The sequence below is a fragment of the Agarivorans sp. 2_MG-2023 genome, from assembly GCF_030548085.1.
Taxonomy (GTDB): Bacteria; Pseudomonadota; Gammaproteobacteria; order Enterobacterales; family Celerinatantimonadaceae; genus Agarivorans.
Window position 1 is genome coordinate 39,484 of record NZ_JAUORQ010000019.1, and the last position, 26,736, is coordinate 66,219.

Consider the following 26,736-nt stretch of genomic DNA (forward strand, 5'->3'; position numbering starts at 1 on the left):
TAATGTTAGAACTTTCTCAAGTTGATAGTCATTACGGGGCAAGCCAAGCGCTTTACAATGTAGGCTTAAGTGCCGAGCCGGGCAAAATTAGCTGTGTACTAGGGCGTAATGGGGTGGGTAAAACCACCTTGCTTAAAGCCTTAGCTGGTCAGCAAAGTATTAGCGCTGGCAGCATCATGTTTAACGGCAAAGACATAAGCAAAATGTCGGCGGCGCAACGTGCCAAACAAGGCATAGCAATAGTGCCGCAAGGACGTGAGATTTTTGGCCAACTTACGGTATTAGAAAACCTTAAAACGGGTTTTTCGGTATTGCCAAAATCCGAGCGTTTTATTCCCGATGAAATCTTCCGTTTGTTTCCAGTGTTAAAGCAAATGCTAGCGCGCCGTGGCGGTGATTTGTCAGGTGGCCAACAACAACAGTTAGCCATTGCGCGAGCCTTAATCATGCGCCCTAAGTTGCTGATGTTGGATGAACCCACCGAAGGTATTCAGCCCTCAATTATTAAAGACATTCAAAAGGTATTAGCACTACTGCGCGATCGCGGCGAAATGGCGATTGTATTGGTAGAGCAGTACTTTGATTTTGCGGTAGCTTTAGCCGACCACTACACCGTGTTAGATCGCGGCAACGTAGTGTTGCAAGGCAGCAAAGATGAAATAGATGAAGCCGACGTAAAACGTTGGATGAGCGTTTAAAAAGTTAACTCGCGTTAATGTTATAGCCGCTCACTTGAGCGGCTTTTTTTATATGTTCTGGTAGCTTATTGCTAAACTTCTAACCTTTTTTAACAAAGCGTGTTAGCAAGGAGGGGATTAATGTATTGCCAAATTTACTGCTTAATCAATCGATATTTGAAGTCAGCCATTATTGCTTCCATGTTTTTACCATCGAAGCTTGTCACTTCAATTTGCGCGTAATCTAGATCAATTGTCCCTTCTTTTATTTCAAATTGGTCTGGGCTCATTCTAGAATTTCCCATTTTTTGATAGAACTGATTCCCTTCAAACTGCCATTTAGTATTATCCTCATCAGGACTACCCATAAACTCAACTACTAGCCACTCTCCCTGTAATGTACTTTCACTTAAGTCGGCTGCATATGCAGAGGTTGATAGGGTCAACGCTACAATAAACTGTGTGATTTTTTTCATTTAAAAGTCCTTTTGTTGATTGAAATATAACAGCTTCTTAATAGGAAAAACGCCTTGTTTAAACAAGGCGTTTTTCCTATTAAGGTTTATTTTAAAAACGCAAGAATATCACTTTTTAATATTGCCATCAGCTACCTACGGTAGAAAATGATAAATAAATTATTAGTGATTAGTGACGAGTTATACAAGTACCTTTGAATACAGATATTAATAACCCCTGTGCTTTGCCTGCTAACAAATCTAAAACATGTATTAGAGGGGGAGGTGGTAAAGGGATGATAACAAGTTAACTAAAGCAACTTGAATTTCAGCTTAGGGACTAACATTTTGTTTAGTCTAAATTCTTAACTTTGAGAGTCACACCATCGTTGATTGCTTTTGGTCGTCGTTCACAAGCGCCTGATTTACAGTTTTGCAGGCACATTTTCCACAGGATGGGTTTTGCTTCTGCTTGAATGTCTGACAAGTCGTTAATGCAAATCGCTCCTGAGGCCAGCAGCTGTTGTAGTTTGTCGACCGACAAGCTCAAGTGGATTCTAGGTGGTGTTGCCGATTGATGAGCCATAGTCCTCTCCAAACACTTGTTGCGAATAGTTATCATTAACCATCCTTTAGGTTAGAGCAAGTGTCGGTTTAGTATTTGTTCGAAAATTCTGTTTGGCGTATAAATAAGGCTTAACAACATTGCTTGTTAAGCCTTTAACTAAACGGTTTACTTTTGTTGCTTGAGTAAGGCTTTTATCTCTTTTAGTTCTTGCTGTAACTCGCGTAACGAAGGCTCGTTGGTGCCTTCTGCCACACTGTTTTCTTCTCTCACTTTAGCGTGTTCTTGCTCCATTACATTCACCACAATGCCAATTACCATGTTGAGAAAGGCAAAAGCGGAAAGGAAGATAAAGCTTAAGAAGTAACTCCAGCTTAAGGGGTACACCGCCATGGTCTCGTACATTACGTCGGTCCAATCTTCAAAGGTCATTACCCTAAACAGGGTAAGCATTGAGATAGCAATATCGCCCCAAAGATTAGGGTTTATTTGCTCAAACAAGGTGCTACCAATGGCGGCATAAATATAGAAGATGATAAACATTAGCAGCATTACATAACCTAGTTGCGGTAATGCTTTAACCAAAGACGTAAGCAGAATGCGCAACTCGGGAATAATCGACACCATGCGCAGCACCCGAAAAACGCGAATTAAGCGGCCAATAACCGCCAGTTCGGAGTTTTCTATCGGGACGAGGCTCACCAATACAATCAGTGTATCAAACACATTCCAGAAGTTATTAAAGAAGCGTTTTTTGTGGGGCTCGGCGATAAAGCGAATAGTAAGCTCAATCAGGAAAAACAAGGTGATGAGGTAGTCGAGAATCACCGTTGCGGTAATTACTTGAGGTGGCAGCGGGTAGGTTTTGGCACCAATCAGTAGAGCGGATACCAAGATCACCGAGATAACAAATAGCTCAAACAGCTTGTTACGTTTTAGCCGTTCAAATTGAGTTTGTAATTGATTGCTAGGCTGAGACAAAGGAAAGCAACTCTGTAGTTAAATAAGACTTATTTAGAGTTTGCCTGAAGTATGCCAGCGAACTCAAGCCTTAGATGATGCCTATGGTGATTACTGGTTTAGGGCGGAGCGAAGTAAAAAGTAAGCCAGCAGCCCGAAAAGGCTACTGGCTTAAGTGGCTTAGTGAGTATCGGCCTGGGTGGCTAACTCATCTTCAGCATCGTTTTTTTGCGCTAAAGCAGCTTGTGCTTTAGGCGCGTCTAAGCTTAATTCGCTGCTGCGATTAGCTAAACGCTCTGGTGCTGATTCTGCTTTCATCTCTAGGTTTGAGCTGTTGTACTCATCAATCACTTTGCGCTGTTCATCATTCATGGCGGCTGTACCTGCTCGGCCAGTAATGCTGTGCATTAGTTCGTGATGTAACTCGTCGGCTAAGTTCTCGTCGCCATGCATGGTCATAATGTGGCGTGGGAACATTAGATTGGTGTTACCAATACCGGCAAAGGTAGAGCTGATGACACGAGTAACAAACAAGCGTGGCTGAATAGTAGAGGTGAATACGCTGGTTTCTAGGCTGGTGCTGTCGTTATAACCTTTACCAAAGGTACGGGTATCTTCTTTAACTGTGCCCTTACACTTGAAGTAAACCAAGCTTGATTCAAACTGAATCTCACTCCAGAAGGGGTGACTTAGGTTGCTTAGTAAGCGGCCAAAAATACCACATACGGCAGCGGCTGCTAATACTCCTAATACTGAGAAAAAGCTCTCAATACTGATAAGTGCAAACTCTTTACCTTGTTCATTGCTTAAGGCATCGAAATCAATGCCATCAAAGTAATCGGTAAAGGTTGTTACAGGCGTTAGGCTGTAAAACACTAACAAGGTGGCTAGCAGCAATAATGCTTGCGCGATACTGGTGGTAATAATGCGTAGCTTTTTAGCGACGGGCTCATCATTTTTATCCAGTGTTTTAGGCTGGGTTTCCTGAATCACTTCTCCGTCAAACTCACCATTGTTTGGGTTTTGACGAGCACTTAAAGGTTTATATACACGGTTGGGCACTTTCATGTAGCGGCGACGTTCCATCACTTGGTGAGTGAACTCGTTGAAAATGTCCATTGGTCGCGCACCTACTTCACTGGTGCGAGGCAGTTTGTCGGTAATTTCGGTGCTTGGATTGGCTTCTCTGGCACGCAACGCGGTCAGGCCAAGAACCAGCGCGCAGCTGATGATGGAGAAGACAAAGATCAAACCTAACCAGGTTGAGTTGCTATAGCTGTTATAGGCAAGGTTAACCATGTTGGCGACTTCTGTTTCGGCATTGCTCAATAGCTCAGGCGCTATTTCTACCCCACGTAAGCTGTCGATAATTGCGGCTTTCATGGTTTCTTGGTATTCAAATACCTTGTTAAGCAGGCTGTTTACAATGACCGGGACTAAGCTACAGATCACCACCATTTTTACAAAACCCAATGCGCTGACGGTTTCAATGCCTCGGCCAAGTTGGCGGTTAAGCGGCCTACCAGCTCTAAACCACACTAAAGCGATGTAGCACAATAAAGTGAAGGCAAAAAACGGCATCAACAGGGTTGCATTGCCGCCAGCTAAACCTACCGAAGTCACAAAGCTTAAGATGGCGAAAATAAACAAGGCCACCAAGGTTTGCGTTAAGGCGCCGGTAATTCGCTGTGCTAGGTTTTGAATTGGGTAAGGCACAAAAGTTATTTTGGGGAACAAGGTGTGCAGTAAGCGCGCCACTAAGCCAACCGGCTCTTTAAAGGTGTAGTTTTTGCTGCCAACCAACATAGATTCTATTTGTTGCTGGTCGTAGGCCACATCTCTTTTTTCTCGGCTGGCACTATCTTGCTCAGACTTAGCGTGGTTAAACGACAGCGAAGTAGGCGCTGAGCGTCCAACGTAAAAGCGCATCACCTGCATTAAGCCGCGGCCTAGGGTCCATAAGCCATTAGCCATTAATAAAAAGCCAATCAGTGCGTAAGTCCAGCCAGTAATAGGGTGGGTTTGCACTGCACTCGCTACGTTTAGTAGCGCGAGTAAACCAAGAAGTGCGGTTATGCCACCGCGAATGGCACGCAAGGTACCTTCAAAGCGAAAGGGATTGCGGATCCCTAAATTGAGAGAACCATGTTCAAAAGACATGTTATTTCCTTAAACGATATCTTGGATTAAATAAGAGTTTGGTAGCCGTCGGCATCGGTGGTTGCATCTGAACTAGGCTTGCCAGAAATCGGAGCTGCAGGTGCTGCTTGCTTAGTATTTTCAAAAGCTTTGATAAGTTCTTGTTTTAGCGAGCCAGCAAAGGCTAAGCGCATCTTGTTGCGCAGCCGACCAAGCGGAATACCAATGAATACTTTGCTGAGCACAAAACCCGCAATAGCGCCCATGAATGCCCAACCGTAGCTAACATTGTTGTAGCGCGCGGCATCAGAAAAGTTGCTAATTAAATGAGGGGTGTCGATCAATATATAAGGTATTGATTGAAAGAAAGACATTATTCCGTAGCGGCTGATACTGGCGCCAGCCCAGAATGCACTCCAAGCAAACAGTAGTACCAAAAAACCAGTGATTAACGGCTTCCACTTCTCTAGCTTTGCGGCAAAACCTTGTAGTGGAATGATGCGCTTGGCAGCGTTTAATAGATTAGCTTGAGAGGTATAACCCAAGAAGTCATTGGAGTGCAGGTAGTAGCCAAAACGAAACGTTTTTTTATTTTTTTTGTCTTCGCCCCATAGGGTTGAAATATGCTGAGTGGTTGGCGGAATATCAGGCTTAAAATCAACGCCCATTGTTTCTACTTTGCCATTGTTATCTTCTAGATATATGTTGATACCATCACTAAAGTGTTTAGAACCACCATAGGTTTTTGTTATTGAAATAATGTCGAAGTCATAGTCATTTTTACCCACTCTTATGGTGGTAGGGTGAGATATTTCCATACTGTTCTCGCTACTGCAATTGGTCTATTTAATACAAAAGGAATGGGCTATAAGTTGCCCATTTGCGCAGATTTTGCGGGAAGATTATTACACTAACAATGCGGTGGTTCGTAACTTAACGAATCTATTTGAATTATTTATAGAGGATTGATTTAATTTATTTTTACTTGCCATTCTTGTTTGTTATTTGCCCATTTATTGAAGCTTGAATAAGCGAAGTTGCCCTGCTTAGTCTGCCGCATTTATATACTCACGGAGTCGTTCGGCGGAGTGAGCGGCATTATCTTGGCAAACAAATAAGCCAATTTGCTCATAACCCCCCATCATTTGAGTTTTAGGTAGAAATTCCACATATAAGCCACAGCCTGGCCCATTGTTAATGATCATGTTGTAAGCAGGCAATATGTTCATTTGCTCCATTAAAGCCAAAATCGCTTGAATGGCTTGCTGTAACCCCAACACCACCTGCTGCTGTTCATCTTGATTTAACTGATGTAAATAGCGTTTGTCGGCGTCTTTTAAAATGAGCAACATGTCTAGTGGTCGTTTCATAAAATAAGGCACCAGTAATTGCCACTCGCCGTAATCTTTGATCAGCAATTCTGGCGGGTTTTCTTCAATCATGTATTGGCTAAAGGATTTGTTATGGCGTTTTCTAAAACGCAAATTGTTGAAAAAGTGCTGCGGCAAAATATTACTGTAAGCGATCTGCTGATGTCCATGCACCAAAGACGCGCCAGCGCTCGCCCCATAGTTTTTAATGATCGACACATAGCCGCTCACCACTTCTTGGTTAAGCTGAGTTTCTGAACGCGCCATAAAGTCGGTAGGTTGGCAAAGCAAACTTTTCTCTAATACTGCCAAGCGTTCAAAACTGATAAGGGCGTCGGCATAAGGCAAGTTTTGCCAATCTTTATTGTGTAAAGATGAGGTCCATTGCAGCAAGTGAAAGCCGTAAGACGCGCGACCTTGGTGCTCTGGATCTTGATGCAGAAAGTAGTCGGCTTCTTCCTGAGGAATATCTTGAATAGGGTGGAAGATGGGGTAGAGGTTTTTATTAATGAAGGTAAAGCCTTCGCTGTGTTCGGCAATATCTAATATATCGGCGCTTTTCCCCTCACAAATTGGGCACTGTGTATCGTTTTGATGTTGGCTAGGTTTAGCTGTGGTGTGCACCCGTTTTGCCCGGGCCGAATTGTAGATTACTAAGTTGCCATTGCGTGGATCAATTTGGCAAATACCATCTGGGGCAAATTGTTTGAGCTGCGGGTCGTCACTTATGTTTTGCAGTAGCTGGTGAAATTGCAGCTGGCTAACGTCCTTGCTTAGTGCCAAAGATTGCGCTAATTCTAGGGGTAACTGTTGCTTCATCTCTTCGCCTTAACAGGGTGAATAACTATCACTTTTGTGCAGTTTGAGTATAGGCAAGCTGAGTGAATTTGTTGGCACGGCTTTAAACAGAATGTTTTTTTAGATGGCTAAAGCAGCTATCAGGATAGCGATTTAAACAATAAAGATTGATTAATTAACTTACTTTCATTGGTTTAGCTTTGCTTTTAAATTCTTGTTTAGTGATGTTTATTGGCCGCTTTATCCTAGTGAAAGAAAATGGTTTAAATATTTCAGTGTACATGTGTACGCTGAAATATTATGGTGATAAAAAGTCGATAATAGTTTGGGTAATTAAATGCTGGCTACTAGCTATAGCGCTAGAGAAGAACAACTCAATGTGATCTCTCATGTATTGGGCTTACTGATAGCGATTGTGGGTTTAGTGATGTTAGTTGCTAAAGCGGATGGCGCTCTGGAATTAACCGCGGTGAGTATTTATGGCGGCTCACTGATATTGTTATTTCTGGCCTCATCTTTGTATCACGCTGTGGTTCAACACTCTTGGAAAGCCGGTTTAAAACTGTTTGATCATTCAGCTATTTATTTACTGATAGCGGGCACCTATACGCCAATTTTACTGGTGTCGTTTGACGGTTTGTTGTCGCTTATTTCGATGATAGTGATATGGACCTTGGCGGCTTTTGGCGTGGGCTTTAAGTTACTCACTGGCACTCGCTTCCCTAAAGTCTCGCTTACCACTTACTTATCCATGGGGTGGTTATCGTTAGCCTTGGCGTATCCTATGTATCAACATATAGCAGCGGAAGGATTGTGGCTGTTAGCGGCCGGAGGCTTGCTGTTTAGCGTGGGGGCGATGTTTTATGTCGCTAAACATAAACCCTATACTCACGCCATTTGGCATCTGTTTGTTGTGGCGGGGTGCGCATGCCACTTTGCCACGGTGTATGGCTATGTTATTTAAGTTTAGCCCAAGGCTTATTAGTAATAAGCTTTACCTACTTTTTGTCGGTACAGTATGTTTTGTTGGCCTTCACCATCTATGTACAGTAGCTCGTTTTCGTTTATCGAAATGATCTGATCACACCAAATACTGCCAATAGGCATAATTTGTGGAATAGTTGATTTAGTAATGGTGGTGCAAAGCGTTTTATCGGTGGTGTCGCTTATCTCATAGGTGCCATCAATTCTAAAGTCAGCATAGGTATCTGGAATCACTCCCCAACTTAGCGTTGTGCCGTCGGCATTAAATTGATCGAAGCCCCATACCGATTGACCATGGTCATCAGAGTTCCCCCAAAGACCTACCAGCGAAGGAGGGGGTGATGTTGCTTTGGTTACCGCCGCTTGCTCTACATTTGAGCATGCAATAATGCTTAAGCTCATAATTGAAATAGCTAATGTACTGAGATTCATAGAAAAATTACGTTTATTGTTATGGGAAATTAAAGTGACTTAATTATCACTTAAGCTGGGGGAGGTCAACGTTAAACCTCTCACAACAGCCAATAACTGTTTGCTAACGCACCTTTTTACCAGGTAATACTTTGGTTTGCTAAGGCAGCCAGACTAGTTCGGGTAGAGCGCCTAAATCTAACTTGTCGCCTCGTTTGGCTGCCACTAAAGCCTGCGGCTGACAGGACGGTGATTCCCGTATAGCATCAATAAGTCCTTGCTGAGCGCTGGTCTCGCCGTGCACTAATATTAATGGTGGAGAATCTACAAACTGTTGGTACCAGCTCATTAACTCGGCTTGATCGGCATGGGCCGATAAACCGCCCACGGTATGTAATTTTGCGGCAACTTTTACTGGCTTACCGCGGATGGTGAGGTGGTCGGCGCCATCAACTAACATACGCCCCGGTGTACTGATTGCCTGGTAGCCACAAATAATCACATCGCATTCGCTACGCCACAAATTGTGTTCTAAATGACAGCGGATCCGACCGCCGTTACACATGCCACTGCCTGCAATAATGATTAAGCCTTTACTTACCTCGTTTAGCTCCATTGATTGCTCAGTACTTTGAATGAATTCTACATTGGATAACAGTGGATGTTCGCCAGGATGCTGACGAGTAAAGCGTTTGAAGTCATCATCCATCACCGGATAATTGTTGATATACACTTTGGTAGCTTCAATCGCCATGGGGCTGTCTAAGCAAATCTTCCAGCGTGATAAGTCCCATTGTTTGGCATAAAGGTGGAATAAATACAGTAGTTCTTGGGCGCGCCCTACCGAGAATGCGGGCAATAGTATATTGCCTTGGCTGCCACTAATAGCGGCGGAAAAAATCTGCTCCAATTCACTAATGGTATCGTCCCACGAGCGGTGGAAGCGATTGCCGTAAGTGCTTTCCATTAGCACCAAGTCGGCTTGCTCAATGGCTACTGGGTCATTCAAAATAGGCATGCCTTCTCGGCCTAAGTCACCGCTAAATACCAGTTTTTTGCGAGTGCCTATTTCACTCAGCCATAACTCGACAATCGCCGACCCTAGAATATGCCCAGCATCAGAAAGTTGCAGACTGAGTTGCGGAAACAGCGCTACCTTTTGGCCATAATTTAGCGGCACAAATTGTTTTACGGTTTGTGCAACATCTTGGTCATCAAACAAGGCTTCAAGTTCGGGCAAGTTATTGCGAATACGCTTTTTGTTAAGCCTTTGAGTATCTCGGGCTTGCAGCATTGCTGTGTCTTTAAGCATGATTTCGCAAAGTTCTGCCGAGGCTTTATGGGTGTATATAGGGCCGGTGAAACCCGCTTTGACTAATTGGGGAATGCGCCCAGAGTGATCGATATGGGCATGGCTAAGAATGACCGCGTCGATGCTACTCGGATCAAAGGGGAAGTCTTGATAATTGCGCATAGCATCGGCTTTGCTGCCTTGAATAAGCCCACAATCTAATAATATTTGGTGTTGATCTAGCGTGAGTAAGTGACAAGAGCCGGTGACTTCTTCGGTGGCACCTAAAAACTGCAGAGTCATGGTCATGTTGGTTCCTCTTTTCAGTTCTTTGGCGTCTTATTTAGACGTCTTCACTGTAAGGATAGACCAGCGTTTGTGGGTATTTTGTGCGCCATAGCAAATCGTTACAGTTCGTTGGGTAAAAGAGCACTGAGATAAGAGGTATTGGCTGGATTGGCAAAAGCTTGTACTAGCGGGATGTTAAGTGAAGATAACGCTTATAAGTGGTATAAATATCAATAGTGTATTAGTTAATGGAATAACAATGAGTAGAATTGAACCGAGCTTATCTGAGATAGATGACGCAGATACCAATGGAAACTCTTTAGCGGCTAAGTCTCAACATTTAAGCTCAACAAAATTAGCGTCTGTTGGGCGTAGATATGTCGGGCAGGTAATTGATGGCTTGATCAGTGTTTTGCTGTATTTAGTTTGTTTAAAGTTAGGCCACTATATGGTTAACGATACCGAGAGTGCTAGCTGGATAGCGCTATTCGCTGCTGCTAGCTATTTTTTGTTATCTGATGGTTTGCCTAAAGGCCAAAGTATTGCCAAAAGGTTTTTAAGGATTACGGTTATTGATAAGGACAGCGGCGCATATTGTAGCTACTTTCAGTCTTTTGGACGGAATATTTTGAGTCCATTTATTGGCTGGATTGACGCGATTTTTATTTTGTTTCAAGGAAAACGCCGTTTAGGCGATCGAATGGCCAATACCATTGTGATAAAGAATCAAGATTAAGCCATGCTGAAACAAAAAAGGCTGCCAATGGCAGCCTTTTATCATCTAGAACTAGGTTTAAGCTTTTAGTGTGGAAAGCTGACTATCAATTAACTTAGCCACTTGCGACAACTCAGTACTGATGGTTTCTATGTCATGCGCTAATGAGTTCTGCACGCCAGCCGCTTCGCCAATGCCGGTAATATTGCGATTAATTTCTTCGCTCACTTGGCTTTGTTGTTCGGCTGCTGTTGCTACTTGAACGGCATTATCGTTAATCGCGGTAATGCTTGCGACTACAGTGTGTAGCTGCTCGTAGCTGGCTTCGGTATCTACAGCGGTGGTGTTCACTTGCTCACGGCTAGTGGCAATTAAATCAACCGTTGCGTTCACGTCGCTTTGTAGGGCTTGAATGAGCTGATTAATCTCTTCAGTTGAGCTTTGTGTTCTACCTGCTAGGTTTCTCACTTCATCAGCAACAACCGCAAAACCACGCCCTTGCTCACCAGCTCGTGCTGCTTCAATCGCTGCATTCAGTGCTAATAAGTTGGTTTGCTCGGCAATGCCGCGAATGGTTTCTAGAATGCTATTAATATCTTGGCTGCGCCCGGCCACTTTAGTGATACGTTCGCTAATGCCTTCCATGCTGGTGGATACACCGCGAATTTGCTCAACCGAGTTTTGAAACTCTTGCTGAGTTTTACTGAGCTGTTGTTCAGCTTGTTGGGCGTTATTGGCAGTGCCTTGAGCAAGACCGGCAACGTCGCTAGCCGTAGAAGACATTTCGTTTACGGCAGCGGCTACGTTGTCGGTATCGTTGCGTTGTAAACGGCTAGCTTCTCCGGCAGATTCTGCATTTTTAGCGAGAGTTTTTGAGCCTTCAGTGAGTTGGCCTGATTGCTGTTGCAGTTGGGTAATCATCAGGCGTAGCTTTTCAGTGAAGGCATTAAACTGCGTAGACATTTCAAGCAGTTCTTGGTGGCTTTGAATATCTAATTTTAAGGTTAAATCACCATCTTTGCCGGCAAGGTAGCCAATGCGACGCGTTATGGCGTTGAGCGGCTCCAAAAAGCCCTGCACGATACGAGATACAATAAATAGCGCGATGATTCCCACAACCGCAGAAATCATGATCATCTTGCCTTTTGCGTCAGCTGCCGTTTGGGCAAATAGTGCCTGCAATTCTGCAGCACTTAGCTGGCTAGCGGCTGCCGCTTGTTCGGCACTGAGCGAGGCTCCGCCAAACATCAACATGCTGGTTAACACAACAATAAATAATACAGTGATACTGATAAGTAGTTTAAATTTAAACGACAGATTCGCCATTCTGATCCTCCGTGAATGCGTCTGCGGATACAATCGCATACTTTTGAATTTTGCGCTCTATTTTCCTCGGATATTGTTGATGAACAAGCAAAAAAGTTCAGTTTTAGATGCCGCGCAGTGAGCGATATCTAAAACTGTTGGCATAGTAAGGTAAAACCGCGGCCTAGCGGGTTAAGCTGCTGGCCGCAACCTTGATTAAGGATGGCTTTGTAAATCGATTTGATAGAGGGCAAATCCGCTATCATCTAAGCCGACTTTCTGCATCGGATAAATTGCGTTATCCGCGATAAATTTGGCAGCTTTGTCGCTGGGCGAGGTTTCGAAAAAGATGTTTATTTTGGCTTTGCTTTTTGACTGCAAGGGTGCAAATGTCCAGTTGTTATCCGCAGTAGGGTTTATTTCTCCTTGGCTTTTGCTCACACGACTAATGTAATTGGCCAATACGGTGCGGTTTTCATCAGGGGCTTGAATCACTACTTTATCTTCGCCGGTGCCTGCAAAGCCTCCGCTATAGGCGCGGTAGTTGTTAGTGGCAATTAAAAACTGCTGTGAAGGGTCTATCGCTTTGCCTTGATAAGTGAGTTGTTTAATCCGCTCAGACTGAGGATTAGCCGGTTTGCAATCGGCGTCAAAGCGCGCTGGCTGGCTCACATCAATTTGGTAATTGACTCCATCAATCACATCAAAGTTATAGGTTCTAAACTGGTCCCAATTAATTAAGGCTTGCGGTGTGGCTTGCATTTGGTCTATTTGATTAAATTGTCCGGCTGAACATTCAAGCCAGTCTTTAACCTCTGCTCCGCTTACTTTAAGTACCACCAGAGTATTAGGGTAAAGATATAAGTCGGCGGCATTTCTAACGGTAAGCTCGCCGGCTTCCACCTCAGTATAATTACTTGGGTCGTTTTTTCGCCCTCCGGCTTTAAATGGCGCGGCAGCAGATAACACCGGTAAGTCGGCTAAGTCTGGGTCACCTTGAATCAATGTTTGCACGTAATCGGCTTGTGCTAGGTTAACAATTTGAATGGTTGGGTCGTCTTGCACTAAGGCCAAGAAGCTGTACATCAAATCACTCGATTTGCCCAAAGGTTGATTAACATAATCACGAGTGGCTTGATGATCGGACGCCACCGCGGCAACAATTTTAGGGTCTGGTTTAGCGAGGGCTTGCTGGCTGCTGTTATCAAAAATAGGCCGATTGATAGATTGGCTTTTGCTAACTTTCCAACCGCTTTCGGTGTGTGTTAACTCTAAGTCGATAATGCCCACATGGCTGCCCCAGCGACCAGGCATTACCGCAGCCACACCATTAATGGTGCCAAGTTGGTTGTCTACTCCTGGCAGGTTATCAAAGCCTTTACCTGGAAATACGCTGTGGGCATGGCCGAAGGCAATCGCGTCTATATTGGGGACTTCAGAAAGATAGTACACCGAGTTTTCTGCCATCAGTTTATAAGGGTCGGTAGATAAACCTGAGTGAGGAATCGCGATAATAATATCGGCTCCCTCAGCTTTCATTTTGGGCACCCAAAATTCGGCACTTTGCTTAATGTCTTGAGCGCTGACTTTTCCTTCTAAGTTGGCTTTGTCCCAAATCATAATTTGTGGCGGCACAAAGCCTATGTAACCAATCTTCAGTGCTTGAGCTTGACCAGCCTTATCGTTAAAGCTGTAGCTTTTAATCAAGAAAGGAGAGAAGTAGTTTTGCTGGTTGTCACTTTGAATAACATTGGCGTTAATATAGGGGAAAGCGGCGCCACTCAAGGCCTTATCTAAAAAGGCTAAGCCATAGTTAAACTCATGATTACCGATATTGCCCACCTCATAATTTAAGGTATTCATGGCTTTGTAAACTGGATGAACTTGCTGCTTATTCAAGCCCCTATTGGCAATGTAGTCACCCATAGGGCTACCTTGTATTAAATCGCCATTATCCACCAATACACTGTTAGCGACTTCTGCTTGTGCTTGTTTCACTAAGCTAGCAGTGCGAACTAAGCCAATTTTTGCCGAGGGTTTATCTTTGTAATAATCAAAATCCATCACATTGGCGTGAATGTCGGTGGTTTCAATGATCCGCAGTGTTAAGGTTGAATCGTGGGCATGGGCACTGATTGATAAAAATAGGCTGGAAAAAACTAAAAATTTTAAACCCTGCATGATGACTCCATGGTTATAAACTAAGTAATAAAATAAACCATAGCAGACCCAACTAAGTGTTGTGTCTCATTGCGTTGTTAAAGTGTATTTGCAGTACTAATTCAAAGTCTTAGCTATGCTAAAATAGTGCAAAATTTTTGGAGTTGCCATGCCCTACCAGTTGGTTTTACTTGGCCTAGCCGGCTTGATTGCCGTAGGCATTTTATTACACCACCCCTCGCGTACTTTGGGTATTCCCTCGTTGCTGATTTTTATGGGGGTGGGGTTGTCGATTGGTAACGGTGAATTCAACTTTGTTTACGACAACTTGCAAGTGACTTCATTGGTGGGGTCATTTGCGCTGAACATTATTGTGTTTGTTGGTGGCATTAATACTCCAATAAGCAATATTAAGCTGGCGTATAAAGAAGGTGGAGTGTTATCTACCCTGGGCGTGCTGTTTACTTCATTTATTTTTGCGGTCATCTTTCACTTAGTTAGCGACTACGACTTTGTATATTGTTTGTTGTTTGCTGCGGTGGTGTCCTCTACCGATGCTGCGGCTGTGTTTTCTATTCTTGAATCAAAAAAACTCAAACTTAAAGAAAGTACCGATACGGTGCTGGAGTTTGAATCGGCCACCAATGACCCGGTGGCACTGATTATGGTGGTGATTCTTACGGGCTTGTCGTTAGCGCCAGATAGTGGTGTATCGGCCTTAGAAATAAGCCAAACTTTAACCCTGCAAATTGTTGGCGGCCTCGCCATTGGTTATGTAGTGGGTAAACTGTGTGTTATTGCTCTGCGCCAAATTAGCTTGCAAGAATACGGATTGATTCCAGTATTTGTATTAGCCTGTTTCATTCTGGCGGCCTATGGCAGCGAACTGGCGGGCGGTAATATTTTGGTGGCATCGTATGTTGCTGGTGTAGTGATTGGTAATGGTTTGAAGCGAGGAAAAGAAGTAAATAAACACTTCTTTAATAGTGTGTCTTGGCTGGCACAAGCCATCATGTTTATTATCTTGGGTTTGCAGATCTTCCCTCAGCAGTTGCTTGAGGTGGTATGGCTAGCCCTTATCCCTAGTGTGTTGCTCATGCTGGTCGCTAGGCCGCTAGCAGTGCAGCTTTGCTATTTACCTTTTACCAAAGCGTCTTGGAAAAAACGTTTATTTATCTCCTCCATTGGTTTGAAAGGGGCCACTCCAATTGTGTTTGCCCTCATCCCCGCCGCTGCTGGAGTAGAAGGTGCTTTAGAGATGATGCACATGGTGTTTTTTGTGGTTCTCTATTCGGTATTTATCCAAGGCGCAGCCATTGAACCCTTGGCTAAGAAATTAAAACTTAATCAGGATTAACGGGCTCGGTGGTTTTGCTGCAATGCTCAATAATGAATTGACGTAACCAGCGATGTGCTTGGTCGTGCTCCAAATGTTGCGGCCAAGCCAGTAAATAGCTAAACGGCGCCATTACTACCGGTAAAGGCAACATGGTGAGCTGGTGAGTATCCATCACTTCAGTGGCGAAGCTGCGGGTGCAGGTAAACACTAAATCACTGGATTTACATAACAAGGATGCTGCAAAAAAATCCGCAGTAAGAGTGCTGTTTTCAATGTGTAAGCCTTGGTCGGCCAAGACACTGTGTAATAACCAACGGTCGCCCACTTCACATTCACAATTTACATGCGCTTGCGCTAAATAGAGCTGTAAGTTCCATGGCTTTTGTAGCACTGGGTGGTTGTTGCGAACTAAGCATACATGGTCTTCGGTAAACAGTTCTACAGTTTGCAGTTGCTCGGGGATTTGTCGTGTTTGAAAGGTACTTGGGGCGCGTTCATCGTTGTCTCGAGCAATAATCGCAAGATCAAATTCACCCTTAATTAAGCCATCAATACTGTAACTGTCTAAACGGTGAGTATCGAGTTTTAAGCCCGGTGCTTGTTGCATTAATTTGCCAAAAAATCGCGGCAGTAAGGTAGTAAAACAGGTTTCGTTCAAGCAACAACGAAAGTTTCGTTGGCTGGAACTTGGCTCAAAACCTTCCGCTTCAATCATGTCATTGGCGCTTTGCAGCCATTGTCTCAGTTTGGGTTCAAGGCTACGCACTCGCGGCGTGGGGCTTAATCCTCCGGCATGGCGAACAAATAGTGGATCGTTAAGTTGTTGTCTTAACTTAGCTAATTGCTTGCTAACGGCAGATTGGGTGAGGAATAATTTTTCTGCCGCGCGCGATACACTTTGCTCTTCTAGCAAGGTGAGTAACACTCGCAGTAAATTTAGGTCATATTGCTGTGACATAATATTCCTTTAGCGACTTAGGCTGAATCCAAACTATCATTATCATTCATATTACTGCAGTTCTACAATGCCCAGCTAGAACTAGGAGTGATTAATGCGTTTGTCTAACCCTTTACCCATATTCATGCTAATGGTGCTGTTTTCTCCCTTAGCCATCGACATCTTTTTGCCTGCTATACCGGAAATGGCCGAAGCCTTTAATGTTCCGGTGGCGTGGATAGCGCAAACCATTCCGGTGTTTTTGTTTGCTTTTGGCATTGGCCAGCTATTTGTGGGGCCTTTAGCGGATCGCTTTGGCCGCCGACCCATCGCCTTAATTGGTGCGCTGCTTTACCTGGTTACCTCTGCACTTGCGGCGCTAGCCAACAGTTACGAAGTATTAATGCTTGCCCGCTTGGGCCAAGGCATTGCGGCCAGTTGTTTATCGGTGGCTGCATTTGCTGGAGTACGTGACCACTTTGGCGCTGAGCGCTCCAAAAGTATGTTTAGTTATCTCAATGGTGTGATTTGCATCGTGCCAGCATTAGCTCCTTTGCTGGGCGGCGTGCTAACGCATTGGTGGTCTTGGTCGGCTAACTTTTGGTTCATGGTGGGTTTTGCCGTGCTGGTGTTTTTGAGCATGCTGCTGGGATTGAAAGAAACTAAGCCACAAAGTGATACTTTTAGCGGGCGTTTGTATTCACTAAGCCGTTATAGCAGCGTATTACGGGTGGCCAGTTTTCGCTTTTACTCGTTATTGGTGATGCTAGGCATGGCAATGATCATCGCTTATGTGTCTCAATCACCTAGTCGTTTAATGGTGGATATGCAGCTCTCAAGCAGTGATTACGCCTTTTGGTTTGGTAGCAATGCGGCGATTAACATCGTCGCCGCATTTATAGCACCGCAAGTAATTAAGTGGCTTGGCCAAACAGTGGGCTTGTGGCTTGGAGCTAGTTTGATGGCTGGCGCGGCAGTCGCCTTGGTGCTGGCACAAAGCATTTTGCATCCCTTGGCGTTTATGGCACCGGTATTTGTATCAAGCATTGGTTTTTGTTTATTAATCGCAGTAGGAACGGGCAGCGCTTTAGCGCCGTTTGGCAATAAAGCGGGTACTGCGTCTGCGTTGCTGGGTTTTATTCAAATGACTGGCTCTGCCTGTTTGGTGGGCATACTAGGCGTGAGTGGATTAGCCAGTAGCGAACAGCTGGCCTTGTTAATGGCCTTACCTTGCGTACTGATGTTTGCTGGTTTGTTTGGCTCACCACTAAATAATCAGGCTTACAAATAGTTATTTGAATTTGTTGAGTTATTTGTTTAAAAGCGCCACTTGGCGCTTTTTGCGTTTATTAAGGTGGTTAGGGCGAGTTTTAACAAACTAAACAGGCTAAATCCGCAGGGTGGTTTATAGTTTTAACTAAGCAAAACCAATACTTGCTGGTTGCCTTAATTTGAAAAGAAACGTGGTTATTTTATTGTTAGTGTTTTGCCCGTTGGTATGGGGGCAAGGTTCTGTGGTGTTTTTGAACCCTGGTAAAGCAGATGAAAGTTTTTGGCAGGACGTAGACACCTTTGCAGCCGTTGCCGCTAAACAGCTGGACCTAGATTTACAAACCTTTCACAGCGAACGTAATCACTACTCTAAGCTCAAGCATATTGAATGGATGATTGAGAACCAGCAATTACCTGACTATTTAATGTTAGTAAACGAGCGCCAAGCCTTGCCGCGTATGCTTAGTTTGTTAGAAGGGCATGCGGTTTATGTGGTCGTGATATTAAACGATTTAGATGAAGATCAGCTGGCCTTACGCAAGCTAAATCCACATTGGCAAAAATACTTATTAAGTAGCTTAGTCCCTAACAATTACGCGATTGGCTATGCGACCGCTCAAGCCATGCATGCTGCCGCGGAGGGAGGCGGCGGTGATGCAGTGATTATTTCCGGTGACAAAGCCACTCCCGCCTCAGTGGCCAGAGAAGGGGGGGCAGAGGCGTTTTTTCTGCAGCAAACATCGATCAATATGCGCCAAATTGTTTATGGGCAATGGGACGAACAACGTAGCTACTACCAAACCAAAGTGTTATTGCAGCGTTATCCGCAGCTACGTTTTTTGTGGACGGCCAACGACCACATGGCATTTGGCAGCCTGAAAGCCATTAAAGAAGCGGGTAAACAAGCAGGAAAAGATATATTTGTTGGCACCGTGAATACCTCAGCAAAAGCCTTAGAGCTGCGTGAAACTGGCGAGATAAGTGCCTTAGGCGGTGGCCATTTTAGTGCTGCAGGCTTAGCCTTAAATCTTATCTATTTACATCAGTTGGGCAAACCTATTCCAGCTACCGTTAATTCTAATATGTTTCAACTACTGGTTCCGGGAACCCAGGAGTACCAGCAATTGAAAGACAAAAACTGGAGCGATATCTCCTTTGATACCTTGTTGCTAGAACGGGACAAGTCTTTTAATTTCCCCGTCGTGCAATGAGGTGACTATGGTGAAAGGTTCTTTCAAGCTACACACTCCCATTGCCAAAAGATTACTCATTTTAATCGTGGGTGCCAGCACCCTATTTGCGCTGGTCTCGGTGGCAGTGCAACTTGCTTTCAATTTTTCTGGTGCGGTGAAAAATGCAGAGCGGTGGGTTGATGAATACAATCAAGCCAATATGGCGGCCATAGAACGGGCTATTTGGGATGTAGACTATCAGCTATTAGATGAGTTACTGCAGGGGTTTGTACAGCAGCAATATGTTGCCACGGTTAACCTTAGCTCTGGCGATGGCATTAGTTTGAGTATTGGAGATGCCAATTTAAACCAAAAATTCTACGTTTATATGCTTAGTTACCGTGAACGAGATATTGGCCAACTAACCGTTGGTTTAGACTTGTCGTTAATAAAGCAAGACATCGCCGAACAAGCCTTGGTGATACTGTTAACTAACGGCTTAAAAACCTTTTTGATGAGCCTGATTATATTGCTTTTGCTTGGGCGTTTAGTGACTGGTGACTTACGCCGCTTGGCCGAGGCAGCCGATCAAATATTTACCGAAGAGCAACAAATAGTGCAGTTGCCTAGCAAGCTGATTCAGCGTAATGACGAAATTGGTTTAGTGGCGAGCTCAATGCAGCAATTGCAGCAACGTTTGCAACGTGGTTTAGATGCCCGACTAGAAGCCGAGCAACAGCTTCATCAGCACCGTCAAATATTAGAGGAAACCGTAGAACAACGTACCGCACTGTTAAATTGGCAAACCGAAGCTAACCAGTTGCTGTCTGAGATATCGCTATCATTTCTTAATCAAACCCCAAGAAACTCTAAAGCCCTATTGCAGCGCGCAACGTCGGCGATTGGCAGTTTGTTTTCAGTGGAGCGAGTGGTGATATTAGAGTTTGAACGCCAGCAGGCTATTTACCGAGACGTATGGAGTGTGCCCGGCCATTTAGCGCCAATAGAGCCGATAGATCTAAGCCAATTAAGTGAACTTAAGCGGCGTTTAGTGAATGTTGCGCCGATTGTTGTGAGTGATGTAGAGAAGATTAAGCGCCAAGCTAAAGAAGAATATAAGCTGCTTAAACAGCATGGTATTAAGTCGTTTGCCGGTTTTCCGTTAAGTGATGGCAACAAAGCCTTTGGCCTGCTTAATTGTGTCAGTTTGAGCTATTGCGCACTGTGGGACGAGCACCAGATTGCGCTACTTGGGCAGTTTGCCGCGGCAATTAGTGGTTTGTTAATTCAAGAGAAAAATGCCTTAGCTATGGCGCGACTACAAAACGAATTACTGCAAGTGAATGAGCGCTTGCAAGTATTAGCAGAAACCGACGAACTCACTGGCTTGGTGAACCGCCGACCGTTTAAACGGGAATTAAACCGCGCTATTGCTAGTGCTAGGCGTCATCGCTCGCAAATTGCAGTAATGATGGCCGATATTGATTACTTTAAAGCCTATAACGACCGCTATGGTCACCTGCAAGGTGATGAGGCCTTAAAGCTGGTAGCTAAAGCGCTATCTTCGGTAGTTAAACGCAGTGAAGATTGTGTGGCGCGAGTCGGTGGGGAAGAGTTTGCGATATTGCTCTCCGATGTTAATCAGCAAGATTTGCCGCAAATGGCAGAGCGGATAGTTCAAGAGGTATCGGCGCAAAATATTGAGCACCAAGGCTCGCAGATTTCTGAAGTATTAACCATTAGCCTTGGCGGTATATTGGTGGAGCCAGATGATGTGCTGGACCCAACCAACTTACTGGAAATGGCCGATACATGTTTGTATAAAGCCAAGCACCAAGGGCGCAATAGAGCGGTACTTGACCTCGACGTATAGCGATTCTGTTTCAGTTCAAAATTCCTACAATTACTTCTTCTATCTTGATACTTGTTGTTACTGATCATGGTCTTAGCTGATCTGATGATTCATGGGTAAAGCGGTGAGCTTGGTCGCATCTATTGGCGAACAATTTTACAACAATGGGTCACTATAGCGTGTTGCAAGGAGAGGAAGATGAACGAACGTTTATTACGGGTTCTCGCGTTAAGTATTGTGTTAAGCAAATACATCGGCATTTTTATTGTGACTGGTTTAGCACTTAGTTCTGCGGCCCTGGCGGCAGAACTGATGCTTTTCTTGGGTATGGAAAGCCAAGAGTAACGGGCTTATTACGCAGGCTAGCCACTTAGTAGCTTGTTTATCAGTTAATTGGCGTATATGTTTTATACTATAAATATTGGCTGACTAGGAGTGAGTGCCTGCGTATGAGTCATACCAAATTTTTAAAACTAGCCATTACAGCTTATGTCATCTGTGCTTTACTGGCATTTTTGGCGACGGCTTTTAGTGGCGCTTATGCCGATAATTTGCTGCTACAACGGATTTGGATATTTCCGCTACGTTTTGAATTCGCCTTAGTATTACTGTTTCTAAGCCTCATCGCTGCGTATTCCTTGCTGCATAATAGTTTTCATGGTCGCTTGATGTTGACCGGCGTAGCGGTGGTACACATTCTCAATATGATTTTTGCTACCAGCTTAGTGGAGTCTGCCTTTGCTGCTTTGTTGAGTACCGCCAGCATGCTGAGTTTGGGTTTGCTGCTGTATGTGGCATGGACCAACCCTCAATCTCATAAAGTTAAGCGTTTACAGGCCTATCAGCAGCAGCGCCGCAGAGCCAAAGAAGAGCAAGACAAAATAGATTTTGCGTATTTGAACCCGGTCATCCCGCCGCCAGAACACGAGGCTAAAAAATCCCAACACGAGCAATAATTACTCTGGCTTCGGTGCCTGTAATTGCTGGCAATAACTCCATAAATACAAACTGCCAATCGCAAGCCCAGGTAAAATAGCCTCGACTAAGTCGGGTGTTTTTTGCCAAGTATGTAATACCACCGGAATGGCCAACATCACCAACCAACTTACCGACATGGCAGACCAGCGCACCGTTTGACTAAAGCCCCACCGCAGTAACATCCTCTTGGCAATAAAGCTTATTAACCAAGTAGAAACGAAAGCATAACTGCCTTGCACTAAACCGGCTTTAAGCGCCACGGCATTGCCATGTTCGCTATTAACAAAAGCGGCCCAAGCGCCGTATACCAAGGCGGCTAACAGCGCTATTTGCCAAGGACTTAGCTGGTTAACTAGCTGGCGGTAGCGTTCGATCATTCTATAACGCTTGGCCAGTTGTTATCGGCACTTTGAATATAGTCATCGCGTTTGGTGAGCCATTTTTCTTGCACGCTAGCGTTGTAATTGAGGTAAAGCTTGCCGTCTAGCACGGTGAATTGCTCCGGTTCGATGCTGGCTGTTTTACCTTTGGCTACAGCGTAGGCGCAATAGCCACCATATTGCGGAGCATATTTTTCAGGCTCGGCGCTAAACTTAGCTAAGTTGTCGGCGCTGCTAAAGCGCCAAGTCGCCCCTTGCCATTCATATTCAAAACTTTCTTTACCTTCTACCGGTTTGTTTTCGGTGAAGTAGGCCACACTGTCGTAACCCTTTATCGCTAGGTTATTAAACCAAGAAGTGTAAATGGGGTCGGCGGCAAAACTGTAACCAGAAACAAACAAAAGCGCTAATAGCAGTTTTCTCATGATGATACCTCTTCGCTGAATTTGCGGTTAAGCAGTGAATATTGATGGTGTTGTTTATTCAGTTCTGTAACGAGTGGCTTAGTGTTGGCTTGGTGGATCTGCTCTCGCCATATCTGTAAGCTCGCCTCGGGGTAGTAATTAAGCTCGCTGGTGTGTGGGCTAAGTACTACCTGACAAATGCTTTTACTGTGGGCATCTTCGCGATCCATTAACACTGAGTGATCGCGATTATCCCGACATTGTTGTAGATGAATATCTTGCAGCACGGCGCCGGCGCTGCGGGTTTGAGTGCTGTGTAGCCATTGTTCAAAGCGTTGTTTACGAATTGCCAATACTTGCTCGGTATTGAGGGCAGACGAACTTAGCTGAAAGGCTGCTTGTTTGATATGACTTCGACTGAGCAGCTGACCATTCCAGGTGAAATGCTCACTAGTGTTATTAGCCACTAACACTAGATCAAAAGGGTTATAGCCCTGGTAGCATTGCTCTGCTAAATGTTCACTTACTTTGCTTGGCGCGCCAAGTAATAAGGCCTGAGGGATGATTTTCCCACGGGTAGGTGCAGGGCTATGTTGTGGATCTTGGTAGCGATTGAGTAAGGCTAGCACCACACCATGGTTATTAATACCAAACCACGTTCCTCCTGCTTGGCCGTCTACCGGATAGATGGTTTCGGTCAGCGCTGAAGCTTGTTGTTTTAAACCTGCTTCATGGCGCGAGCGAGCTTCATCTCGGTTCATGGTGACGAGGGTGCGCTCATTAAGGCGCAACACGCTAAGCGTACACATTTAAGAACCCTGTTGGCGCAAGTAACTGGCAGTGCTAGGGGCAATGCCCATGTTTTCGTCTACCAATAGACCAAGCTCTTTGGCGACTAACTTGGCGTAAGCCACATGGTGCACAGTATGATTGATGAGATAACAAAGCTCGCGACTGAGGCTGCTATCAAACTGCATACTTTGTTGCTGCTTTAGCGAAATCTCTGATTCCACTTTAATCGCCTGCTCATCAATTGCCGATTGTGGATGCAAAAACCAATTCGATAGCTGCTGAATTAACTGCAACGCAAGGCTAGGGTTATTTTCAATATCACTATCTCGATGGCGAGTATTGTAATCAATACTGCCTTTATCAAGACCTTGTTGTAGCGCTAAAAAATGGTCCAGTATATGTCGCACATGGCGACCAATGCCCGACTCACTATGCATGGAAGGCTGGTTATAGAGTGTTCCTTCACTCGCTTCTACTAGTTGCTGCACTTGTTGAAGTGCGTCTACGGTAGCCTCACGCAGCTGCTTCATTTTTTCTCCATTTACTTAAAAATATCTTGCTACCAGTTTGACCGAGGTAACGGCGTAAATATTTCTCAGGGGTTTTTCTTAGATCAACAATAATCAAACCGTCTAAAGATTGGTTAAAGCTGTTATTCACTGAGAAACAGACAAAGCGGCCATTTAGAGCCAAGTAATGGCGAAGTAAAATGGGGATCGATTTCCCCGGTTCACATTGGCCGACTAACTTGTTTAATATGGCTATGTTACTTAACGACGCCAGTACTTTGCTGGTCCACACTTTGCCTTTTACTTTAAGGGGTACAATGGGTTTTACGTCATTTAAATACCGTTGTTCGGCACGAAATGCAGAGATCATTGAGTCTGAAATAAAGGCTTGAGCGAGCTCTGAGTGTTCTTGGGAAATGCTCACACACCCAAACAAGGTGTGATATTGCGGATGCTTAGCCACGTAATGACCAATGCCCTGCCATAACAAATCCAGCGCTCGAGGATGACGCTGATATTTAGGTACAACAAACGAGCGGCCCATTTCTAAGCAATCACCCATCCGTTTTAAATAGTTTTGATCAAAGTCGTAAAGCGAACGGCTGTACAAGGCGTTAATGCCATGTTTTTCTACCACTTCGTTGGCGTGACCGAGTCGGTATCCTCCCACCAAGCAGTGAGTGTCGTTATCCCACACAAATAAATGTAGATAGTGAGGGTCGAACTGGTCACTATCTAGATTTTTACCGGTACCTTCGCCAGCGGCTCTAAAGGTGACCTCACGCGCTAAGGCTATCTCGTCCATAATTGGGCCAAGCCGTTGGTAGGGGGCACAGTAAACGGTAAAATTACGATGAGTCACCAATGCACAATCTTCTAATGTGTCTAGCTGGTCGCGTAAGTTTTGTCGGCCATTGGGTAAACATTCCACTAAGTGCAGTGGAGGATGTTTAGGGGGGACTTTAGCTTGAGGGTTGAGCGGTAAACTCAGCAAGTCGGTGGCTACGCGAAGGTAGTCTGTGACCGCTTGTTCATCACTTAAGTCTTGGTAATCTTTGGGTTTTATTAACTCGCCAATTTGCATGGTAAATTCACGGCCGCGTTTGTTTATCAACTCACGTGGTAGCATCGCGGTACGCAGGCGGCGATGTATTAAACCTGCTAAATAAAATAACTTAGAATTACGGCCACTTACAAAACAGGGCAATACATGCGCTTTATAACGTTTTGCTAAACGGCCCACCAAATTGTTCCAGTCACGGTCTTCAATCTGGCCATTTTCAGTATTAATCGCCGACACCATGCCCGCTGGGTAGATCATTAATGCGCCGCCTTTAGAAAGGTGCTGGCAAGACACTCTGATCCCACGGGCATTTTTCTTGGCGGCGTTTTCTGACAATACATCTACGCCAATAAACAAGTCTTCAAATTCAGGAATATTCGCCAGTAACTCATTAGTGAGTACTTTTAAGTCAGGGCGTACTTGCAACAATAACTCGCTCATGGCAACGCCTTCTAAACCACCCAGTGGGTGATTAGCCACAATTAACAGCGGGCCTTGTTGCGGTATGTCTTTTAGTACCTCTGGGTTGTTGGCCAGTAATGAAAAATCTAAACAGCGCATGGTGTGGCGTAAGAAATGTAAGGCAGTTTTGCCATCATCTGCAAAACGAGGGCGCTCATCGTAGTGCTTGGCTAGTTGGCTTAGTGCCAAGCCTTTTTCAATGATGCGTGCTAGCCACTGCGGGCGCATACTGAGCCGAAAAGGATTTTTCTTATTCTGCATGGATTACTCCTTAATCCGTTTCTGGATAACAGGCGGTGAGCTCACGTTCGTGTTTCCAGCGTACTAGCAGCTCTTTAAATTTGGGTGGTTGATAGCCGCGCTTGCGGTTAGCTGCACCAAGTTCAAATAGCGTTTTATATTGAAATAACAAAGAGCGCATGGCCTCGAGAAAAGGGGTTTTTCTATCCCAAATGTGTAAGGACTCTGAGCTGGCACTGTTTATTTCAACAATCTCTAGGTTCTTTCCTTGCTGTAGGTGGTCAATGTCGGCAAATTTAATGTCCATACGTCCGTAATAAAACTCTGGCAAATCAGCCATCATTTGATTCACTGCGTTGTTTAGCTCTGGGGTAATTAAGGCATTGGCATCTCTAAAAATAGCGCCGCGGCAATGGCTGGCAGCAAACACCAATTTGTAGGGGCTGCCCTCTTCAATAACCTGTTCAAGCTTGTCTTGATGACGACTTAAATATAAGTGCTGTAACTCACTGGCGCGGGGATCGGCTTGAATCAATTGCTTGAGGGTGGATTTGCCGTCACCGACTACATAAGGTGTGTATTTAAGTGCCAGCGAAATGATTTCGCCCTCTGGTTTATCGGGATGGCGAACAAAAAACACCCCTGCTTCGGCTTCATAAGTGGCCAATTTCTGCAGCATTAACGCTGAATTAATCGGGTAGTTATCTAAACAGTCTCGCAGCTGCTGCTGGTTATGCAGCAGTTTTACGCCTGCACCACGACAGCCAATATCTGGTTTTCCCACTAGCGGAAATGCCAACCCGCGCTGTTGCATTTGCTGCTGTAAATCTTCTACTTGATGTTCTATTGGCGCGCCAGTGCGGTTGACCTTCATCCAAGATAATACCGCGGCATCACAGTGGCCGGTGGCTTGGGCTAATAGTTCACTTTTGCCAACTCCTACCATACCTGCCAGAGGCAGTTTAGGGTTGGCTAATAAGGGAAGGGTAAACGAACGGTGGCGTAAACCTAATACCAGCCATTGCAGCACAACCGGAATATAAACAGCCCAAGTAGGCCAAAATTCAAAAAAAGAAGTGGTTTTACCGTTCATATCTAGCGCGGGCATGCCCGGCGATACGTAGGGGCTAGAAGACTGGTTGTTTAATTGTTCGGTCACAGTGTCGGCACTTCCTGTTGCATGTTATCTGTCTTATCAGACCTGCGTAAGCTGATAAA

The 26,736-nt window shown here is 44.7% G+C and carries 26 protein-coding genes; 9 read left to right on the forward strand and 17 right to left on the reverse strand.

What is annotated here, in order from left to right; all coding sequences use genetic code 11:
- Positions 1–2: 2 nt before the first annotated feature.
- Positions 3–698 carry an urea ABC transporter ATP-binding subunit UrtE gene (gene urtE / locus Q4549_RS20415; protein WP_303511367.1) on the forward strand — a complete coding sequence of 232 codons (696 nt, stop codon included), beginning with the start codon at positions 3–5 and terminating at the stop codon, positions 696–698.
- A gap of 134 nt (positions 699–832) precedes the next feature.
- Here urtE and Q4549_RS20420 read toward each other — a convergent pair whose 3' ends face one another.
- The 6 genes from Q4549_RS20420 to Q4549_RS20445 form a co-directional block, all read right to left on the reverse strand.
- Positions 833–1,153 carry a hypothetical protein gene (locus Q4549_RS20420; protein WP_303554233.1) on the reverse strand — a complete coding sequence of 107 codons (321 nt, stop codon included), beginning with the start codon at positions 1,151–1,153 and terminating at the stop codon, positions 833–835.
- A 331-nt stretch (positions 1,154–1,484) separates the two neighbouring features.
- Complete coding sequence (locus Q4549_RS20425) at positions 1,485–1,718, reverse strand: hypothetical protein (RefSeq protein ID WP_303554235.1); 234 nt, start codon at positions 1,716–1,718, stop codon at positions 1,485–1,487.
- Between the two features lie 147 nt (positions 1,719–1,865).
- Positions 1,866–2,678: an ion transporter gene (locus tag Q4549_RS20430; protein WP_303554237.1), complete on the reverse strand. Its 813-nt coding sequence runs from the start codon at positions 2,676–2,678 to the stop codon at positions 1,866–1,868.
- Positions 2,679–2,837: 159 nt separating this feature from the next.
- The gene (locus tag Q4549_RS20435) at positions 2,838–4,817 is read right to left on the reverse strand and encodes a hypothetical protein (protein ID WP_303554239.1); all 1,980 of its coding nucleotides are present in this window, start codon (positions 4,815–4,817) and stop codon (positions 2,838–2,840) included.
- Between the two features lie 26 nt (positions 4,818–4,843).
- The gene (locus tag Q4549_RS20440; RefSeq protein ID WP_303554241.1) at positions 4,844–5,614 is read right to left on the reverse strand and encodes a hypothetical protein; all 771 of its coding nucleotides are present in this window, start codon (positions 5,612–5,614) and stop codon (positions 4,844–4,846) included.
- A gap of 228 nt (positions 5,615–5,842) precedes the next feature.
- A complete protein-coding gene (locus Q4549_RS20445) occupies positions 5,843–6,985 on the reverse strand; it encodes a hypothetical protein (RefSeq protein WP_303554243.1) in 1,143 nt (380 codons plus the stop codon).
- 316 nt (positions 6,986–7,301) lie between these two features.
- Here Q4549_RS20445 and Q4549_RS20450 point away from each other — a divergent pair, with 316 nt between their 5' ends.
- Positions 7,302–7,928, forward strand: coding sequence for a hemolysin III family protein (locus tag Q4549_RS20450; RefSeq protein WP_303554245.1), 627 nt, complete (start codon positions 7,302–7,304; stop codon positions 7,926–7,928).
- Positions 7,929–7,945: 17 nt separating this feature from the next.
- Here Q4549_RS20450 and Q4549_RS20455 read toward each other — a convergent pair whose 3' ends face one another.
- Entirely contained in the window at positions 7,946–8,380 is a 435-nt protein-coding gene (locus Q4549_RS20455) for a hypothetical protein (protein WP_303554247.1), read from the reverse strand.
- 139 nt (positions 8,381–8,519) lie between these two features.
- The gene (locus Q4549_RS20460; RefSeq protein ID WP_303554249.1) at positions 8,520–9,959 is read right to left on the reverse strand and encodes an MBL fold metallo-hydrolase RNA specificity domain-containing protein; all 1,440 of its coding nucleotides are present in this window, start codon (positions 9,957–9,959) and stop codon (positions 8,520–8,522) included.
- Positions 9,960–10,197: 238 nt separating this feature from the next.
- On the opposite strand from Q4549_RS20460, the gene Q4549_RS20465 reads away from it, so the two are divergent.
- Complete coding sequence (locus Q4549_RS20465) at positions 10,198–10,674, forward strand: RDD family protein (RefSeq protein ID WP_303511386.1); 477 nt, start codon at positions 10,198–10,200, stop codon at positions 10,672–10,674.
- Positions 10,675–10,731: 57 nt separating this feature from the next.
- On the opposite strand, the gene Q4549_RS20470 is transcribed toward Q4549_RS20465, so the two are convergent.
- A complete protein-coding gene (locus tag Q4549_RS20470; RefSeq protein ID WP_161985177.1) occupies positions 10,732–11,979 on the reverse strand; it encodes a methyl-accepting chemotaxis protein in 1,248 nt (415 codons plus the stop codon).
- Between the two features lie 195 nt (positions 11,980–12,174).
- Complete coding sequence (locus Q4549_RS20475; RefSeq protein WP_303554253.1) at positions 12,175–14,139, reverse strand: bifunctional 2',3'-cyclic-nucleotide 2'-phosphodiesterase/3'-nucleotidase; 1,965 nt, start codon at positions 14,137–14,139, stop codon at positions 12,175–12,177.
- A gap of 148 nt (positions 14,140–14,287) precedes the next feature.
- On the opposite strand from Q4549_RS20475, the gene Q4549_RS20480 reads away from it, so the two are divergent.
- Positions 14,288–15,475 carry a potassium/proton antiporter gene (locus Q4549_RS20480; protein WP_303554255.1) on the forward strand — a complete coding sequence of 396 codons (1,188 nt, stop codon included), beginning with the start codon at positions 14,288–14,290 and terminating at the stop codon, positions 15,473–15,475.
- Here Q4549_RS20480 and Q4549_RS20485 read toward each other — a convergent pair.
- Positions 15,462–16,415, reverse strand: a complete 954-nt coding sequence (locus Q4549_RS20485; RefSeq protein WP_303554257.1) for a LysR family transcriptional regulator — start codon at positions 16,413–16,415, stop codon at positions 15,462–15,464. The two genes, Q4549_RS20480 and Q4549_RS20485, sit on opposite strands and share 14 nt — an antisense overlap.
- Positions 16,416–16,509: 94 nt before the next feature.
- Between Q4549_RS20485 and Q4549_RS20490 the strand changes: the two genes are divergently transcribed.
- The 5 genes from Q4549_RS20490 (at position 16,510) to Q4549_RS20510 (ending at position 21,646) form a co-directional block, all read left to right on the forward strand.
- Positions 16,510–17,685, forward strand: a complete 1,176-nt coding sequence (locus Q4549_RS20490) for a multidrug effflux MFS transporter (RefSeq protein ID WP_303554259.1) — start codon at positions 16,510–16,512, stop codon at positions 17,683–17,685.
- 160 nt (positions 17,686–17,845) lie between these two features.
- Positions 17,846–18,877 carry an ABC transporter substrate-binding protein gene (locus tag Q4549_RS20495; RefSeq protein WP_303557261.1) on the forward strand — a complete coding sequence of 344 codons (1,032 nt, stop codon included), beginning with the start codon at positions 17,846–17,848 and terminating at the stop codon, positions 18,875–18,877.
- Between the two features lie 7 nt (positions 18,878–18,884).
- Positions 18,885–20,711, forward strand: coding sequence for a sensor domain-containing diguanylate cyclase (locus Q4549_RS20500; RefSeq protein WP_303554263.1), 1,827 nt, complete (start codon positions 18,885–18,887; stop codon positions 20,709–20,711).
- A 177-nt stretch (positions 20,712–20,888) separates the two neighbouring features.
- Entirely contained in the window at positions 20,889–21,035 is a 147-nt protein-coding gene (locus tag Q4549_RS20505) for a hypothetical protein (protein WP_154675877.1), read from the forward strand.
- A 104-nt stretch (positions 21,036–21,139) separates the two neighbouring features.
- On the forward strand, positions 21,140–21,646 hold the full coding sequence (locus tag Q4549_RS20510; protein ID WP_303554265.1) for a hypothetical protein: 507 nt from the start codon (positions 21,140–21,142) through the stop codon (positions 21,644–21,646).
- On the opposite strand, the gene Q4549_RS20515 is transcribed toward Q4549_RS20510, so the two are convergent.
- Genes Q4549_RS20515 through Q4549_RS20540 form a run of 6 tightly spaced genes read right to left on the reverse strand, consistent with a single transcriptional unit; the run spans position 21,647 to position 26,677 of the window.
- Positions 21,647–22,045, reverse strand: coding sequence for a hypothetical protein (locus Q4549_RS20515; protein WP_303554267.1), 399 nt, complete (start codon positions 22,043–22,045; stop codon positions 21,647–21,649). It lies immediately after the preceding gene.
- Positions 22,042–22,473, reverse strand: a complete 432-nt coding sequence (locus tag Q4549_RS20520; RefSeq protein ID WP_303554270.1) for a YHS domain-containing (seleno)protein — start codon at positions 22,471–22,473, stop codon at positions 22,042–22,044. The genes Q4549_RS20515 and Q4549_RS20520 overlap by 4 nt, the downstream gene beginning before the upstream one ends.
- Positions 22,470–23,261, reverse strand: coding sequence for an NRDE family protein (locus Q4549_RS20525; protein ID WP_303554271.1), 792 nt, complete (start codon positions 23,259–23,261; stop codon positions 22,470–22,472). The genes Q4549_RS20520 and Q4549_RS20525 overlap by 4 nt, the downstream gene beginning before the upstream one ends.
- Positions 23,262–23,774: a DinB family protein gene (locus Q4549_RS20530; RefSeq protein WP_137674120.1), complete on the reverse strand. Its 513-nt coding sequence runs from the start codon at positions 23,772–23,774 to the stop codon at positions 23,262–23,264.
- Complete coding sequence (locus Q4549_RS20535; protein ID WP_303554274.1) at positions 23,758–25,539, reverse strand: lysophospholipid acyltransferase family protein; 1,782 nt, start codon at positions 25,537–25,539, stop codon at positions 23,758–23,760. The genes Q4549_RS20530 and Q4549_RS20535 overlap by 17 nt, the downstream gene beginning before the upstream one ends.
- Before the next feature lie 10 nt (positions 25,540–25,549).
- Positions 25,550–26,677, reverse strand: coding sequence for a D-alanine--D-alanine ligase (locus Q4549_RS20540; RefSeq protein ID WP_137674118.1), 1,128 nt, complete (start codon positions 26,675–26,677; stop codon positions 25,550–25,552).
- Between the last annotated feature and the right edge of the window lie 59 nt (positions 26,678–26,736).